This window comes from Bacillus sp. HSf4 (genome assembly GCF_029537375.1).
Classification (GTDB): domain Bacteria; phylum Bacillota; class Bacilli; order Bacillales; family Bacillaceae; genus Bacillus; species Bacillus sonorensis_A.
This window is the reverse complement of record NZ_CP120679.1, coordinates 479,132-493,719: the sequence shown is the minus strand read 5'-3', so window position 1 is coordinate 493,719 and position 14,588 is coordinate 479,132. Positions and strand designations below refer to the sequence as shown.

Sequence of the window (14,588 nt, the reverse complement as noted above, 5' to 3'; positions counted from 1 at the left end):
ACAGGAGGGTTTTTTAGATGGTAAAAGAAGTTGCAAATAAAAGTATGTTAGTGGCTATTATACTCTTTCCGTCTTTCGGGATCTTCTTAACAATCATGACGTTATGGCTTTTAATAACGAAAGAAGCATTTTCGGAAATACCCGCTGCCATTGCAGCAATTTCTGTTGTTTTTTTCATTCCGCCATTCATTCTTTATTTTATCAGAAAAAAATTTTGTTAAAAAAATCCGGAGTCCGCAATTCATAAAGGAGTTATGATGTCACCTGAAACTTTTGTTGAATATACCGAATATTTCATCGCCGGTATGTTGACCGCTCATTTCGCTTATAGTTTGTGTTTTTTAATCATAGCGAGTCACATGATCATTGAATATGAAAAAATGATCTTTTTAAAACCTGATTCCCATAAAATCACAATTCATTCGTCATCCTTCTTGTCGGCACCGGTTACTTTGTTTACAAACGCCTATTAAGATACAACTGGTTCCTGAGAAAACTGGATTTCGCCCTTTATCTTGCGGGCAGAGGCATTTTAAGCATCATCATCTTTTGAATGTTTTCTTTTCTGCTGCATGTCATTTTCAGCGTTTAAATCATTCACGATTGGAGAAATCTAAATGTCCAAGTTTTTACAAAAACCAAGAAACAAAGCCATCTTGATCGTCTACTTGTTTTTCGTATGCGGCTCCGTCCTCAGCATGGCTGTGAATCCGGAGATGGGCTTGGGGGAAAAGCTGTTTATGCTCTGCTTTAATATTTTCTCGGCCACTTTACTCGCATTTCTCATTTATGTGCTGCTAAATAAGCTGATGAAAGATGAGGATCGCAAACATCCGGCAGATCCCGAAAGAAATGGGATCAACCAAGTCATTTGGAAAAAGTACAAAAAGCCGCTGATCCTGTTTATTTATTTCGGCAGCCTGTTTGCCGTCTGTGCGGCTGTCCTTCCCATGCCGTTGTACACCGTTACTGAAAAGCTCGTGATCGTTTTGATCGCAATCGCATTCATCACCATTTCCTGTATCTTGGCTTACAAAGTGACGAATAAAATGCTGCAAAAATAATTGAAAGGACCATGGCGAACCATGGTCCTTTTCTTCATTTCCTTAATTCCTCTATTGTCTCTTCCCATCGCCGTAAAACCGCCTCTTCATCCTTAAGCTTTATCTGGACGCCGGAGATGATATCAGCATATTTAGCAATGTCTTCCCGGGCCGCTTCGACGGTGCCGGCAAAGCGTGTTCTCGGGTGCTTGGCGTCTTTTAATTCGGGCAGTTTTGTTAAAGACAGCCGCATATAATGGGCTTTTCCTTGCCAGCATGCGACGAAGAGCGCCCGGCCCGTGCGGATGATGTTGGCCGTTGTGGTTGTCCCTTGCCAGAGGGCAAGGCGGATTTCGGTATCGTTCAGGGCGAGGATTTCCCCGGCGCTGATCATTGCCGTATGCGGCCAGCCGTCTTCTGTGACAGTCTGAAGCATCATCGCCTCGTGCCGCTTTCCGGCGAGTTTCTCTCCGTTTAAGAGCTGAAAGAGTTCCTGTGATATTTGAGCCATGCCGCGGGTGTCCCCCTTTAGATTTTCCGGTCTGGAATCGCCGGCACGTGTACGGCTGTTTCGACTTCAGAAGGGTCGATTTTAAAGGCCGGATTGTATTTTTCAGGATTGGTGATCGTTTCGGGTTCTGACGATCTCCATGTGAAAAAACAATGCTGGCATTGATAAACTTCCCATGCTCCTTCGACGGGAGACTTGCTGACGGTTTCCGCTTTTTTTAAATTGCAGCGCGGACATGTATGCATATAGAAACACTCTCCTATCTTATCGATTTAATAAATCCATTAATTTCTTTTCCCATTCCTGCGTGTTAACAGGGGAATCGAGCGGCTGCGAATAATGCCCTCTTGTTTCCGGTGCAACAGGTGTTGTGGCGTCCAAGATCATTTTGTGGGTGATACCCGCTGGTTCAGAACCTGGATCAAGCGCCAGAACAGATAAATCCGGGATGATGACTGCATCGTGTTTTGGATGCATTTTCGTTGATATTGCCCACATCACTTGCGGGAGGTTAAACGGATCGACGTCTTCGTCAACAACGATCACCATTTTGCAGTAGCCAAGGCCGTGGGGGGTCGTCAGCGCGCGCATGCCGACCGCTTTAGCGAAACCGCCGTAGCGGCTTTTCGTTGATACAATGGCGATCAAGCCGTGCGTATACATCGCGTTTACCGCGACAATTTCATTCGGATATGCCTCTTTTAGCTGCTGGTAAAGCGGCACACATGTATTAATGCCGACCATGTAGTCGACTTCTGTCCAAGGCATGCCTAAATAAAGGTGTTCAAAAATCGGGTTGTTGCGATGGCAGACGCGTTTGATTTTGATGATCGGCATGCTGCGGCCGCCGGAATAGTGTCCCGTAAATTCGCCGAACGGACCTTCATACTCGCGTTCACCCGCCAGGATTTCACCTTCGAGAACCACTTCCGCTCCCCATGGAATATCGAGGTCGGACAGTTTTGATTGAACGATTTTATAAGGTTCACCTTGCAAGGCTCCTGCCATTTCGTATTCTGATTGATCGTATAAGAGCGGTGTGGACGCCGCCGTCGCAATGACTGGTTCACAGCCGAGCGCGATCGTGACCGGCAGGTTTTCGCCGCGTTCTTCCGCCTGACGCAGGTGGATCGCAATGTCATGCTGCGGGACGGGCTGAATGCCGAGACGGTCTTTTCCTTTTACTTGCAGTCTGTACATGCCGACATTTTGCTTGCCGAAGTGTTCCGGATCCTCGACATCTCTGGAAATGACGCAAGCTTTGTCCAAATAAAAACCGCCGTCGCCCTGATTGATGCGGAAAAGCGGCAGGATCTCAAACAGGTTGATATCCTCCGTGATTTCATTCTCATGAAACGGCGCCGTTTCTTCGCGTTGAACCTTCACAGGAAACTGGTCATAGCGGCGGGCAAATTCGAAAAATTGTTCTTTGACAGGTGTGTCTTTCGGAAGGCCGAGCATTAACGCGTGGTTCGGCCAGGAGCCGATGACATTCAGCGCGATTTGCGCGTTGTTATAGCCGTAAATGTTGTTGAATAAAAGAGCGGGTGATTTGTCTCCGAGGTTGTTGGCGGCGCGTGCAGCGGCTCCCAAATCGGGTTCCGGCTTCACCTCTTCCTGAACTTCAAGAAGCTGCCCTTCTTTTTTCAATGTGTTTAAAAAGTCCCTAAAGTCTTGAAATGCCATTTTGATGTCCTCCTTTTATTTTGCCTGTTTCATCCCTTCCCAGCGCTTCGCATCGGACAGATGGATGCCAAATTGGTCCAGCGTCCGGAATACGATATGGTCGACCATTTCGGTCAAGTTTTGGGGATGGTTATAAAAAGCCGGCATGGGCGGAAGAATGACCGCGCCGATTCGCGATAGTTCAAGCATGTTTTCAAGGTGAATTTGATTCAGCGGGGTTTCCCTCGTTAAAAGGATGAGCTTTTTCCGTTCCTTCAGCATCACGTCCGCCGAACGGGTCAGAAGATTATCCGCCAGACCGGTGCGGATCGCCGCCAATGTTTTCATGCTGCACGGCGCTACTATCATACCGTCTGTTTGAAAGGAACCGCTTGAAATACGGGCTGCCTGGTCTTTATGCGAGTATGTAAAAGACGCAAGCATTTCCAAATCTTTTATGGTGTATCCTGTTTCATGCTGGATTGTGGCCCCTGCCCATGGTGAGATGACAAGATGTGTCTCGATGTCGGCTTTTTTCAGCCACTCCAGCATCCGCACGCCAAAAATGGCGCCGGTCGCGCCCGTGATACCGACGATGATCTTCATATGCATCCTCCTTTCTTCCTCTGTGGTGCCTTCATTTAAAATGATACGCCTCTATTTTCCATATTGAAAATATCTATAAAATCTACATATAATACTTTTAAGGTATATAAAGGGGAGGACCGTCATGGATATCCGTCAATTAAAATACTTTGTCACGATTGCCAAGGAAGGAAAAATCACAACGGCTGCAAAGAAGCTTCATATTGCACAGCCGCCTTTAAGCAGACAGCTCAAGCAAATGGAAGAGGAGTTGGGGGTTGTGTTGTTTGACCGCAACAAAAAGAAGAGCTTGACGCTGACGTATGAAGGAGAGGTGTTTCTAAAGCGGGCGAAGGAGATTTTGCATAAACTTGAGGATTCCATCCTGGAGGTGCGGGAGTTGCACGAAGAAGTCAATGGAACGCTTTCCGTCGGCTCAACAATTTACTGTGCGGCACTCCTTTTGTCCAAAGTCTCAGAGATCAGAGAGATGTATCCGCATTTAATGTTTAACATTTGGGAGGGCGAACCGATGCGCCTGAGAGAACTGCTGGAAAGCCGGCAGATTGATGCGGCGATTACGACAACGCCTTTTCACAGCAAAAATATCGAAACAAAAAGCCTCCCCGATATTCCCTGCAAGCTGGTTCTCCCCGTCAATCAATCGTACGGACTAACGAGGGAAGCCGAGCTGAACGACATTTCCGGCCTGCCGCTCATTTTACTCAGACCGACGCACGGCAAAGGGATTTATGATGAGGTCGTACAAACCTTTCAAAGATCCGGTGTAGAGCCGACTGTCGTCTGCGAATGCCATGATTCAACGACACTGCTCAGCCTTGTCACGTCGGGATTCGGAGCGACGATTTTGCCTTTATCCATGCTTCCCGAGCATTTTGCCAAACACGTTCAGACGCTGGAGATTAAAGACAACCCGTTTATTTTGACGCCGTCCGTTGTCTGGCGGGCCGACAGCTTTCTGCCGAAGCCTGTAAAGGAATTTTTGGCTTTGTTTTGATATTACGGGGCGGGTTAAGCAGTTAAAAAAAGAAGCGCATCCGAATAGATGCCCTCCCTTTTGCATTTTTTACAACAGCTTTTTTCCCAGCAGCGATTCGATCAATTCGACGGCCGCTTCACCGGTTTGATTTTTATAATCCAAGATCGGATTGACTTCGACAAACTCAGCCGACGTGATGATGTCCGCATCATGAAGCATTTCCATCGCCAAATGGCTTTCCCTGTAGCTGATGCCTCCGACAACAGGTGTGCCCACTCCCGGAGCATCGCTTGGGTCAAGGCCGTCCAAGTCAAGGCTTAAATGGATGCCGTCACAGTTTGCCGTCAGGTACTCGATCGTTTCTTCAATGACCTTCGTCATCCCCATGCGGTCAATTTCATGCATCGTGTAGACTTTCATCCCCGTTTCCCGGATATATTTCCGCTCTCCTTCATCAAGTGAGCGTGCGCCGATGATGACGACATGTTCCGGCTTGATTTTCGGCGCATACCCGTGCAGATTGACAAGCTTTTCATCTCCCACACCAAGGCTCACCGCCAGCGGCATCCCGTGGATATTGCCTGACGGCGACGTTTCCAGCGTGTTTAAATCTCCGTGTGCGTCATACCAGATCACACCGAGCTGTTTATAATGCTTGGCGACGCCGGCGAGCGTTCCGATGGCGATGCTGTGGTCTCCGCCGAGAACGAGGGGAAAGCGGCCCTGTTCGACGACATTGTCGACGATGCCGGCCAATTGCTGATTGCCTTCCAACACAGAAATTAAATTTTTCAGCCCTTTGTCACCCTTAGGCTGATCGCGGTTGATCGGCACATCGCCGAGATCCTTGATATCATACCCTAAATCAGACACGCGCTCAACGAGATGGGCGTAGCGGATCGCGCTCGGCCCCATATCGACGCCGCGCCTTGCCTGTCCCAAATCCATCGGCATTCCAATCAGAGAAACATGTTTATTCATCAACAACCACCTCATCATTCATTCGATTTTGCTGCGCCGTTCTTTCTAACGGCTGTTGTTTTGTCTGTCGTTTTTTCACAAAGAAATGATACACAACATAGCAGGCCGCCATAAACAATGCACCGCAATACAAGGCCATTCGCTGCTCTGAATCAAAGGCCAGGCTCACAAGTACCGCGCTGTTTAAAATAAAGCCGGCCAACGGCAAAAAGGGATAGAAAGGCGTTTTAAATTTCAAATCCTCCACCCTTCCGCCTTCTTTTATATATTGTCTTCGAAACAGCAGCTGTGAAATGGTAATCGTGATCCAGCCGACTTGCGCGCTTAATCCGGCGAGCGACAGCAGCCAAATATACAGCGTTTCAGCGGCGACGACACTTGAAATAAGCGACAGCCCGGCGAAGCCGAGGGTGATCAACAGCGCGTTCATCGGAATGCCCCGTTTATTGACCTTCCTTAAAGCTGAAGCCGCCATTCCTTCGTTCGCCAAGGAGTACAGCATCCGTGTCGAAGCGTACAAACCCGAATTCGCCACTGATAATAAAGCGATCAAAATGACAAAGTTCATCAAATCGGCTGCATACGGAATGCCAATCTGTTCAAACACAACGACAAAAGGACTTTCAACAACACCGGCTTTTTCCCACGGTATCAAACCCGCAAGCACAAAGACAGACAAACCGAAAAAGACCAGTGTCCGCCATACCGTCTGTTTGATCGAGCGGGGCACCGTCTTTTCCGGGTCTTCGCTTTCACCCGCCGCGATTCCGATCAGCTCTGTACCCTGGAAAGCAAAGTTGACCGTAATCATCGTGATAAATAGGGCGCCGAAACCGTTCGGAAATATGCCATCCCCAATCAAATTGGAGAAAAACGGCGCAGGCTGTCCGCCTTCCATGTCGATCAGGCCAAACATGGCGCCGCCGCCGAGAATGATGAAAAGAAGGATAACGATGATCTTGATCCCGGACAGCCAAAATTCGGATTCTCCAAAAGCCTTTGCAGAGAGCGCATTGAGCGAAAAAAGCAGCGCTCCGAAAATCAAACACCAGACCCAGACGTCGACATCAGGAAACCACCTTTTCATGAGCTGTCCCGCCGAAAGAAACTCCAATGCGCAGGTGACCGACCAGCCGAGCCAGTAGATCCAGCCAACGGCAAATCCTGTGGCGGGTCCGATAAACTTCGTCGCATATGTTTGAAACGAGCCTGAGACCGGCATGGCCACTGCCAGTTCACCAAGGCAGAGCATTGTGAAATACATGATCATTCCGCCGGCCAGGTAGGAAAGGATTGCTCCGATCGGCCCCGCTTCATTGATGGTATAGCCCGTTCCCAGGAAAAACCCCGTCCCGATCACGCCTCCAAGCGAGATCATAAACAGGTGCCGTGACTTCATCGTCCTTTTCAGTGTATATTGTTCTCTGTTTTCATGATTCAAACCGCCTACACCCCTTCCGTGTGATTTTCCCCCTGTTATCCTACAATCCCCTTGTGATGAAATGACTATTTTTTAAATCTTCTGAATAATTTCCTTATATTTCAATTTACGACAAACTTCGCACCCCATGGCTAAAAACAGGCTGAACAATCCCTTATTGTTCAGCCGTTTTGATTATTTCGACAAAACACGGGTAATCTTTTCAATGGCCCAATCGAGGTCCTCTTTGGAGATGACCAAAGGAGGCGCAAACCGAATGACGGTCTCATGCGTTTCTTTGCACAGCAGCCCTTCTTCTTTTAAGTGTTCGCAATATGGGCGCGCAGCTTCCGTCAGCTCCACTCCGATGAAAAGTCCTCTGCCGCGCACTTCTTTAATGCTTGGATTATCGATTTGCAGCAGCTTTTCTTTAAAATATTCGCCAAGCTCTAAAGAGCGTTCAGCAAGACATTCATCTTCCAGGACGTCAAGCGCGGCGATGGAGACGGCGCATGCCAGCGGGTTTCCGCCGAAGGTCGAGCCGTGGGAGCCAGGGTTAAAGACGCCGAGTACATCGCGGTTCGCCGCGATACATGAGATCGGAAACACTCCGCCGCCGAGCGCTTTTCCTAAAATGTACATGTCCGGAACAATGCCTTCCCAATCGCAGGCGAACATCTTACCTGTGCGCCCAAGTCCGGACTGGATTTCATCAGCGATAAACAGCACATTGTTTTCTTTACAGATCTCCGCCGCCTGTTGTAAAAAGCCTTCCGGCGGAATGACGATGCCCGCCTCGCCTTGAATCGGCTCGAATAAGAAAGCGGCTGTATTCGCTGTAATCGCGTTTTTCAACGCTTCTGCATCTCCGTAAGGAATCAGCTTAATACCGGGAAGCATCGGGCCGAAGCCGCGCTTATATTCCGCTTCAGATGAAAGGGATACAGCCAGCATCGTACGGCCGTGAAAATTGCCTGCACACGCGATGATTTCCGCTTGATTGTCGGCCACGCCTTTTACATCATAAGCCCAGCGCCGCGCCGCTTTGACCGCTGACTCAACCGCTTCTGCGCCTGTATTCATCGGCAGAACCATGTCTTTTTTCGTCAATGATGCCACTTTTTCATAGAAAGGACCGAGTTGATCATTGTGAAAAGCCCTTGATGTCAACGTAATCTTATCGGCTTGATTTTTCAGCGCCTGAATAATTTTCGGATGCCTGTGCCCCTGGTTGACAGCGGAATAGGCGCTAAGCATATCCATGTACCGGTTTCCTTCAGGATCTTTCACCCATGCACCTTCCGCTTCGGAAATCACGATCGGCAGCGGATGATAGTTGTTTGCGCCGTAATGTGCCGTTTTCTTCATAATTTCTTCGGACTTTGATAAAACCGCCATTCTGATTCCTCCTTCTTGTTTGTTAGGACATACATGCCAGATGTCGTTTTTTTCTTACACCCTTTCTAACATGCAAATTTCATGCCAACATAAAAAACCGCAGTCCGCACGAATTTTCTGTTTTTCATCCGCAAATTTTTATGCACCTTTTCTCCCAAAGTGCAAAAGATGATGCAAAACCATTTTGCACCTCTCTAGTTTTCGCTTACAATTAATAAGAGACAGACAAAGGGGGAAATTGACTTGCTGACAGACAGCCAATTCATGGAGCACATTTTCAAAAAAATTAGTGATGAAATTGATATCGGCCTGCATGTTGTCGATGAAAACGGCACTTCGGTCGTGTACAACACTAAAATGACGCAAATCGAAGGCATGGATGCTCAAGATGTGCTCGGCAAAAACCTGCTGGATGTATTTACGTTTGCCAGCCATCATGACAGCACACTCGTACAGGCGCTTCAATACGGAAAAACGATCAAAAACGTCAAGCAGACATACTTCAATAACAAAGGACAGGAGATTACAACCGTCAATCATACGTTTCCGGTTATGGAAAACGGTCATATCATAGGAGCCGTCGAGATTGCTAAAGATGTGACAAAGCTTGAACGCTTGATCAGGGAAAACATGAATAAAACCGAAAATACAAAATATACGTTTGACAGCCTGATCGGCGTCAGCCCGGAGATCCTGGAAGTTGCCGAACACGCGAAACGGGCGACACGAACCTCCTCTTCCATTCTCATTGTAGGGGATACCGGAACCGGAAAAGAGCTGTTTGCTCAAAGCATCCATAACGGCAGCCAGCGTTCGACAGGTCCGTTTATCTCGCAAAACTGCGCGGCCCTTCCTGAAAGTCTTGTCGAAGGTCTTTTATTTGGAACGGCAAAAGGCGCGTTTACGGGAGCTGTCGACCGCCCCGGCCTATTTGAACAAGCCGATGGCGGGACACTCCTTCTTGATGAAATCAATTCATTGGACTTGAATTTGCAGGCGAAGCTTTTGCGGGCCATCCAGGAGAAAACCATCAGACGAATCGGTGCTGCAAAAGACACGCCGATCGATGTCAGAATTATCGCGACGATGAACGAAGATCCGATCGACGCCGTCAGCGAAAAGCGCCTGAGAAAAGACCTTTACTACAGGCTGAGCGTCGTCACGCTGTTCATCCCTCCGCTCAAAGATCGGAAGGACGATATCCTGCCGCTTGCAAAGCATTTTATTGATAAATACAATGCCTTATTTCAAATGGAAGTCAAAGGGCTTGAAGATGAAGTGCGCCAGTTTTTACTTTCCTACGATTGGCCGGGGAACGTCAGGGAGCTTGAACATTTGATAGAAGGTGCGATGAACTTGATGGCTTATGAGGAAAACATCGACCTCACGCATCTTCCCTTGCAATACAGGACAAAAACGGCGGCAAAAGAGCAGCTCCCCCACACATCTGGATTCGACGTTTTCCCGCAGCCGCCTTCCGCCTCGTCAGCTCCTTTAAAGGAACAAATCGAGAACACCGAAAAATATTATATTCAGAAAACGCTCAAAAAATGCAACTACAATGTGTCACAGGCGGCACGGACATTGGGGATCAGCAGACAAAGCCTTCAATACCGCTTAAAAAAATGGAATATCAGCCATTCCCAAGCTTGATCACTAAAAACGAATCGCTTGACTCATAATAAAAAAGCTTTATGCTTTACTTTTGGAAGGTCCTTAAGTAAAATCAAATCAATTAAATCCAATCAGAAAAGTGGGGATTAACAATGAAAAAAGCAATATTCGCTGCACTCATGACGCTGTTGATCGCCGTGGCAGCCGCTTGCGGGCAGTCGGGCGACAAGTCCGAGGATCAGAAGACAGGCGAAAATCAAAACCTTTGGTCCTCGATCAAAGATAAAGGTGTATTGACCGTTGGTACAGAAGGAACATATGAGCCTTTTACCTTCCATGATAAAAAAACGGACAAATTAACGGGTTATGACGTCGAGGTTATAAAAGAAGTCGCCAAGCGTCTCAATCTGAAAGTCGATTTTAAAGAAACGCAATGGGACAGCATGTTCGCCGGCCTCAATTCAAAGCGGTTTGACGTGGTGGCCAACCAGGTCGGCAAAAAAGGGCGTGAAGACCAATACGATTTTTCCGATTCATATACAACATCCCAAGCGGTTGTTGTCACGAAAGCGGACAATAACGAAATCAAATCTGAACAAGATGTAAAAGGAAAAACGGCGGCACAGTCGTTAACAAGCAACTACAACGATCTGGCGAAAAAGGCCGGGGCGAATATCGAAGGTGTTGAAGGAATGGCGCAATCCTTCCAGCTTATCCAGCAGGGCCGCGTCGACCTGACTTACAATGATAAACTTGCCGTACTGAACTACTTGAAGTCGTCAGGAAACAAAAACTTGAAAATCGCTTTTGAAACCGGTGATCCGCAAAAGACGTATTTCGCTTTCCGCAAAGGAAGCGGCGAACTGGCGGAGAAAGTCAACTCCGCGCTGAACGATATGAAAGAGGATGGCACACTGGGTAAAATCGCGAAGAAATGGTTTGGCGAAGATGTTTCTCAATAATATACAGGCTTTGGCCATCGGCGCAGCCATCCCGTGGGATCTTGTGCGCGAGTCATTTTGGCCGATTTTTCTAAGGGGAATCTATTATTCGATTCCCCTTGCCATTCTCTCTTTTCTTTTCGGCATGATCATCGCGCTGATCACGGCTCTGGCGAGAATGTCAAAATCGCGTATCTTAAAGGCGGTTTTCGGCATATACGTCTCAGCGATCCGGGGAACACCGCTGCTCGTTCAGCTGTTTATCATCTTTTACTTATTTCCGGCTTTCAATGTGACGATTGCTCCGTTTCCGAGCGCTGTTATCGCCTTTTCATTGAATGTCGGCGCCTATGCGTCGGAAATTATCCGCGCTTCCATCCTTTCCGTCCCAAAAGGGCAATGGGAAGCCGCCTACTCGATCGGAATGACGCAAAAAACGGCGCTTTCCAGAATCATTCTGCCGCAGGCCGTGCGGGTGTCGATTCCGCCATTATCCAATACATTTATCAGCTTAATTAAGGACACATCTCTCGCGTCGCAGATTTTGGTCGCCGAATTATTCCGCAAAGCCCAGGAAATCGGAGCGACACACCTTGACCAGATTTTAATCATTTATATCGAAGCCGCATTCATTTATTGGATTATCTGTTTTGTTCTTGCGATTGCTCAGCAGCAGATTGAACGGCGTTTAGACCGGTATGTGGCGAAATAAGGAGGGAATAGACAATGCTTGCGATTAAAGGGCTGAATAAATCCTTCGGCGAAAATGAAGTGTTAAAAAGGATCGACTTGAATATCGAAAAAGGAAAAGTGATCGCCATTTTAGGGCCTTCCGGGTCCGGAAAAACAACGCTGCTTCGCTGCCTGAATGCGCTTGAAATTCCAAACCGCGGCATCCTTTCCTTTGAAGACTTTACCATCGACTTTTCAAAGAAGCATAAGCCTGGCGATTTGCTTCGCCTCCGCAGAAAATCGGGAATGGTGTTTCAGGCCTATCACCTGTTTCCGCACCGCACCGTGCTTGAAAATGTGATGGAAGGCCCCGTAAAGGTGCAAAAACGCGCTAAAGAGGAAGTCAAAAAAGAAGCGGTACAGCTTTTGAAAAAAGTCGGCCTAGAGGACAAAATGGATCTCTATCCGTTTCAGCTGTCAGGCGGACAGCAGCAGCGCGTCGGTATCGCCCGGGCGCTGGCCATCAAGCCTGAGCTGATGCTTTTTGATGAGCCCACATCGGCCCTTGACCCGGAGCTGGTCGGCGAAGTGCTGAAGGTCATGAAAGACCTGGCGAATGAAGGCTGGACAATGGTCGTTGTCACTCACGAAATCAAATTCGCCCAGGATGTCGCAGATGAAGTCGTCTTTATCGACGGCGGCGTCATCGTCGAGCAGGGACCGCCGGAACAAATCTTTTCGGCACCGAAAGAAGAACGGACCAAACAATTTTTAAATCGAATTTTAAATCCGGTATAAACATGGCAGCCTGATCTGATCAGATCAGGCTGTCTGTTATTTTGTACGTTCAATCAAATCCGGTTCCATTTGATTCGAATTATTTTGCCAAAATAACAAAGTCCTGTGGATGGGACCGGATGAAATCACCAATTTTTATCAGACTGTCGGCAACGATCTCTTGAAATCGTTCGTATAATCGATTGATGATATGTAACAGTTCCTGATCTCTCTGTCGTTCTTTGAAGGCGTCACCTTCTGCGTGGGCATTATGCCCATTAATCTCAATGGTCTGCTTTGTATCTTCGAGCAGTTTCAGCAGATTTTGATCATTGAAATAGTTCAGGGCCCCAGTCACACCTGTCCAGTATCCCGGTGTCTGCAACAAATAAGACACCCAAGAGTAAAACTCGTTCGCGGAGTCCTTTGCATGATCATAAAAAACCCTAAACATGCACAGTGCCTGCTGACTCCTATTCAAACTAGTAATCGCTGCTGATTTTGCCGCAGCATCCTTCCCACGAATACTTAAAAGAGTAGACTCAACACATACCCACCCGAGCCTCTCGTCACTTAATGCATCAAACTCCGCTTGTGTCATCGTTACGAATGTAATAATCCACACCTCTTTTTTGATTTGCATGAATGTCAATATAAAATCAAAAAAATTTATTCCGGCTTCACGATCGCTAGAGCTGTTTCTGTAACTTCCTCTACCACAGTCATTAACCGATCCTTTACGGGTTGCTCGGTTGTTCCTTCTTTCTGAAGTTGTCCCAAGTAGTTCATACCTTGTGATATAGCCCCCCAGAATTGCATAGCCATAAGGCTCGGATTCCCTTGACGAACCGTCCCCTGTTGAATACCTTGTTTGATTACAGAAATAATGGGTTCAATAAAAGCCCTTACCCATTCAAAAGAAGAAAGCTGTTCTTCAGTATAAAATAAATGGATGTCCAGACTAATCCTCATATAAAATTGCGAAACGGCTGGTTCATTCAAAACCTGCCTGCATACTAATCGTGCATACTCACTTAACAATTCCAACGGTGGCCGATCCTGCTGAAAGTGTGACACCGTTGTCTGCTGGGTCTTGGCCATTATATCCTCATACAATTCACGGAACAAGGCTTGCTTGTTCTTAAAATAGTGATACACCAATCCACGCGCCAGGCCAGCCTGTGCCGCAATATCACCCATTTCGGTAGCTGAGTATCCTTTTTCGGCGTAAACCAAGATGGCTGCCCGTAAAATGTCCTGTTTCCGCTGTCTTCGAATTTCTTCATTCTGTTCCTTTGTACGTGGTGACAAAAAAAAACCTCTTTTCATTGACATTCATGTTAATCAAAATTATAAAAGAAAATCAACTACCTGTAAACAAAGGAAAAAGTTGTTGCAACTATCGCGGGCTCCGAAGCACAAATTTGAAATTAAAGGATCATATCCCATTGATATCCCCCTCATTTATGATTTTAAAAGTTCTGAAGGTACTATATGAGCTCCGTTTTTGCTGGGTTGCCGTGGTGTCGGAGTAAAAAAGAAAGACGCCTGTTTAGCGTCTTTTAACTTAATTAATTAGCAAAAATCTTCGTCTATTTCTTTTTTTCGTTCTAAAAATACTTTTAACGCATCGTTTTCTCGCTCCATTAAACCATCGAAATGGCTTTCATCCATCACCAACTCTTTATAACCCCACACTGCGGAAATATCATTATCCCTATCGAAATTAAAATACCATTCTAGTGGCAACTGTTTCTCCGTAACTTCAAATAATTCCGAGGGATACCAAGATGGAAAGTTGTCTTCTTCACCTTTGATTAAAAAGTGTAAAGAAGAATTCCATTCACAAATACCATAAACGCTATATTGTTCGTCTTTTTTTAAATCGAAGATGGTTTCAGGGCTGTAACCAATTTCGTAAGTTTTTTCTGATAATTCTAAGCCTGTATTCATCTTGCATTTAACTTTCATTTATTGTCAC

Annotated in this window: 17 protein-coding genes; 7 read left to right on the top strand and 10 right to left on the bottom strand. The window is 46.9% G+C overall.

All coding sequences use genetic code 11. The features are described from left to right. Positions 1 to 17: 17 nt before the first annotated feature. Together P3X63_RS02445 and P3X63_RS02440 are read left to right on the top strand one after the other, a co-directional pair. Positions 18 to 221, top strand: a complete 204-nt coding sequence (locus P3X63_RS02445) for a hypothetical protein (RefSeq protein WP_277692414.1) — start codon at positions 18 to 20, stop codon at positions 219 to 221. Positions 222 to 617: 396 nt separating this feature from the next. After that, the gene (locus tag P3X63_RS02440) at positions 618 to 1,064 is read left to right on the top strand and encodes a hypothetical protein (RefSeq protein WP_077735725.1); all 447 of its coding nucleotides are present in this window, start codon (positions 618 to 620) and stop codon (positions 1,062 to 1,064) included. A 34-nt stretch (positions 1,065 to 1,098) separates the two neighbouring features. On the opposite strand, the gene P3X63_RS02435 is transcribed toward P3X63_RS02440, so the two are convergent. From P3X63_RS02435 to P3X63_RS02420, 4 genes are read right to left on the bottom strand one after another with little or no spacing between them, the layout of a single operon-like run. Continuing rightward, positions 1,099 to 1,554: a pyridoxamine 5'-phosphate oxidase family protein gene (locus tag P3X63_RS02435; RefSeq protein ID WP_026585876.1), complete on the bottom strand. Its 456-nt coding sequence runs from the start codon at positions 1,552 to 1,554 to the stop codon at positions 1,099 to 1,101. 17 nt (positions 1,555 to 1,571) lie between these two features. Then, complete coding sequence (locus P3X63_RS02430; RefSeq protein ID WP_026585875.1) at positions 1,572 to 1,799, bottom strand: non-oxidative hydroxyarylic acid decarboxylases subunit D; 228 nt, start codon at positions 1,797 to 1,799, stop codon at positions 1,572 to 1,574. A gap of 19 nt (positions 1,800 to 1,818) precedes the next feature. Further along, the gene (locus P3X63_RS02425; protein ID WP_026585874.1) at positions 1,819 to 3,240 is read right to left on the bottom strand and encodes a non-oxidative hydroxyarylic acid decarboxylases subunit C; all 1,422 of its coding nucleotides are present in this window, start codon (positions 3,238 to 3,240) and stop codon (positions 1,819 to 1,821) included. Between the two features lie 15 nt (positions 3,241 to 3,255). Continuing rightward, on the bottom strand, positions 3,256 to 3,825 hold the full coding sequence (locus P3X63_RS02420; protein ID WP_026585873.1) for a non-oxidative hydroxyarylic acid decarboxylases subunit B: 570 nt from the start codon (positions 3,823 to 3,825) through the stop codon (positions 3,256 to 3,258). 124 nt (positions 3,826 to 3,949) lie between these two features. Here P3X63_RS02420 and P3X63_RS02415 point away from each other — a divergent pair, with 124 nt between their 5' ends. Then, positions 3,950 to 4,822: a LysR family transcriptional regulator gene (locus P3X63_RS02415; RefSeq protein ID WP_026585872.1), complete on the top strand. Its 873-nt coding sequence runs from the start codon at positions 3,950 to 3,952 to the stop codon at positions 4,820 to 4,822. A 69-nt stretch (positions 4,823 to 4,891) separates the two neighbouring features. Here P3X63_RS02415 and rocF read toward each other — a convergent pair whose 3' ends face one another. The 3 genes from rocF to P3X63_RS02400 all read right to left on the bottom strand — a co-directional run bounded on the left by rocF (position 4,892) and on the right by P3X63_RS02400 (position 8,603). Continuing rightward, positions 4,892 to 5,785 (bottom strand): arginase, encoded by an 894-nt coding sequence (rocF, locus tag P3X63_RS02410; protein WP_026585871.1) that lies wholly within the window; start codon positions 5,783 to 5,785, stop codon positions 4,892 to 4,894. After that, on the bottom strand, positions 5,778 to 7,184 hold the full coding sequence (locus P3X63_RS02405; RefSeq protein ID WP_236251294.1) for an amino acid permease: 1,407 nt from the start codon (positions 7,182 to 7,184) through the stop codon (positions 5,778 to 5,780). Before P3X63_RS02405 ends, rocF begins: the two co-directional genes overlap by 8 nt. Before the next feature lie 216 nt (positions 7,185 to 7,400). Next, the gene (locus P3X63_RS02400) at positions 7,401 to 8,603 is read right to left on the bottom strand and encodes an ornithine--oxo-acid transaminase (RefSeq protein ID WP_026585869.1); all 1,203 of its coding nucleotides are present in this window, start codon (positions 8,601 to 8,603) and stop codon (positions 7,401 to 7,403) included. Positions 8,604 to 8,846: 243 nt separating this feature from the next. On the opposite strand from P3X63_RS02400, the gene P3X63_RS02395 reads away from it, so the two are divergent. The 4 genes from P3X63_RS02395 (at position 8,847) to P3X63_RS02380 (ending at position 12,628) form a co-directional block, all read left to right on the top strand. Beyond that, complete coding sequence (locus P3X63_RS02395; RefSeq protein ID WP_026585868.1) at positions 8,847 to 10,256, top strand: sigma-54 interaction domain-containing protein; 1,410 nt, start codon at positions 8,847 to 8,849, stop codon at positions 10,254 to 10,256. A gap of 113 nt (positions 10,257 to 10,369) precedes the next feature. Then, positions 10,370 to 11,179: a cystine ABC transporter substrate-binding lipoprotein TcyA gene (gene tcyA, locus P3X63_RS02390; RefSeq protein ID WP_026585867.1), complete on the top strand. Its 810-nt coding sequence runs from the start codon at positions 10,370 to 10,372 to the stop codon at positions 11,177 to 11,179. Next, positions 11,166 to 11,870 carry an amino acid ABC transporter permease gene (locus P3X63_RS02385; protein WP_026585866.1) on the top strand — a complete coding sequence of 235 codons (705 nt, stop codon included), beginning with the start codon at positions 11,166 to 11,168 and terminating at the stop codon, positions 11,868 to 11,870. Before tcyA ends, P3X63_RS02385 begins: the two co-directional genes overlap by 14 nt. A gap of 14 nt (positions 11,871 to 11,884) precedes the next feature. Further along, positions 11,885 to 12,628, top strand: a complete 744-nt coding sequence (locus tag P3X63_RS02380; RefSeq protein ID WP_026585865.1) for an amino acid ABC transporter ATP-binding protein — start codon at positions 11,885 to 11,887, stop codon at positions 12,626 to 12,628. A gap of 79 nt (positions 12,629 to 12,707) precedes the next feature. Here P3X63_RS02380 and P3X63_RS02375 read toward each other — a convergent pair whose 3' ends face one another. The 3 genes from P3X63_RS02375 to P3X63_RS02365 form a co-directional block, all read right to left on the bottom strand. Then, positions 12,708 to 13,061, bottom strand: coding sequence for a hypothetical protein (locus P3X63_RS02375; RefSeq protein WP_152520949.1), 354 nt, complete (start codon positions 13,059 to 13,061; stop codon positions 12,708 to 12,710). Between the two features lie 215 nt (positions 13,062 to 13,276). After that, entirely contained in the window at positions 13,277 to 13,918 is a 642-nt protein-coding gene (locus P3X63_RS02370; protein ID WP_026585863.1) for a TetR/AcrR family transcriptional regulator, read from the bottom strand. A gap of 264 nt (positions 13,919 to 14,182) precedes the next feature. Next, positions 14,183 to 14,578: a hypothetical protein gene (locus tag P3X63_RS02365; RefSeq protein WP_026585862.1), complete on the bottom strand. Its 396-nt coding sequence runs from the start codon at positions 14,576 to 14,578 to the stop codon at positions 14,183 to 14,185. Positions 14,579 to 14,588: the final 10 nt, after the last annotated feature.